The sequence below is a fragment of the Mycobacterium sp. E735 genome (genome assembly GCF_001666955.1).
Classification (GTDB): domain Bacteria; phylum Actinomycetota; class Actinomycetes; order Mycobacteriales; family Mycobacteriaceae; genus Mycobacterium.
Genome location: NZ_LZIX01000030.1, coordinates 1 through 1160, shown reverse-complemented (window position 1 = coordinate 1160; position 1160 = coordinate 1). Strand labels below are relative to the sequence as shown.

The following is a 1160-nucleotide window of genomic DNA, read 5'->3' as shown; positions in this document are numbered from 1 at the left end:
GCGTCCACGTAGGCCAGGTACGTGGCGTCCAGGTGCGCCGCCGTCATCAAATCGGCGAAAAGCTGCTGATGCAGCCGGGGGCCCTGCCCGGCGCCGTATTCGTCGAATTCGATTGCCACGAAAGCGGCTTTCGCGACGCCCATCAGACGTGGAATCGCCCACGCATGCGGGTCGCCCTCCTTGAGGTGATAGACCGACCGGTGCACGAAGTACTCGCGCATCTGCTGCCAGCTTCCGCTGTCGCGCAGGTAATACGAGGGGCCGGTGCCGTCGACCGGTTCCACCGAAATGGCGTCCATCTCGGCGGCCGCCGTTTGGTCCGACGCGATGGCTCCGACGTCGCGGCGCACACCGGCCAGGAAGACGCGCTCGAGTTCGCCGCGTAACGCCAGCAGCGCAGGATTCCACTCCCAGCCGGGGTCCACGCCCGCGAAGCCACGGTAGTGCAACTCATAGCACATGCACAGTGCCAGTTGCAGATCCAGGCCGTAAGGGTCCGAGTCGCGAACGGAGGCGCCGATGCGGCTCAGGTGGTCATGTGACGGCGGGCCAGTCAGGGCGCGACGCACGGCGGTCGACAGCGGCCCGTGTGCCGCCGGCAAGGCGGGTTCGGTTGAGACTGATGCGCGGGTCACGCCCACGACTACCCGCTATCCGGGGGCCACAAACGATGCGGCGTCACTCCCGCCCCCCCACGGCGGGCAGGCGAAACGTAATGTCGGCCGTGGTGCCGGTGGGTGTGCAGTCCAGTTCCATCGCGTTGCTGAGCGCCCTCATCAGCAACAGGCCCCTGCCACCGTTGCCCGGGTCCGCTGCCGGCGTCTTCCAGGAGCCGCGGTCGGTGATCCGCGCCCGGATCTCGCCGTCTGCGAGGCCGACGTCGAGGGACATCGCGCCCGACGGCTGCTCCGAATACGCGTGTTCGACGCAGTTCGTACACGCCTCGTTGACGACGAGCACGATGTCGGCGGCCAATTCCTCTGGCACGCCTGCGCTGTTCAGCCAGTCGGCCAATCGATGCCGGATGCCGACCAATCGCTCTGCGCTGGCCTCGGTTTCGATCCGCAGGGGAGATTGCTGGTGCCGGTAGATCACCATTGCCACATCGTCGTCATACCCAGCCGGAGGGGCCAACTCACGCAAAACCGCATCGGCGACGG

2 protein-coding genes are annotated in these 1160 nt (G+C 67.2%); both read right to left on the bottom strand.

Features of this window, described 5'->3' with window-relative positions; genetic code table 11:
* On the bottom strand, window positions 1-635 hold a 635-nt coding region (locus tag A5704_RS02910; protein ID WP_197508438.1), incomplete at its 3' end, for an iron-containing redox enzyme family protein.
* A 43-nt stretch (window positions 636-678) separates the two neighbouring features.
* The coding region (locus A5704_RS02905; protein ID WP_197508437.1) for an ATP-binding protein at window positions 679-1160 on the bottom strand (482 nt) is incomplete at its 5' end.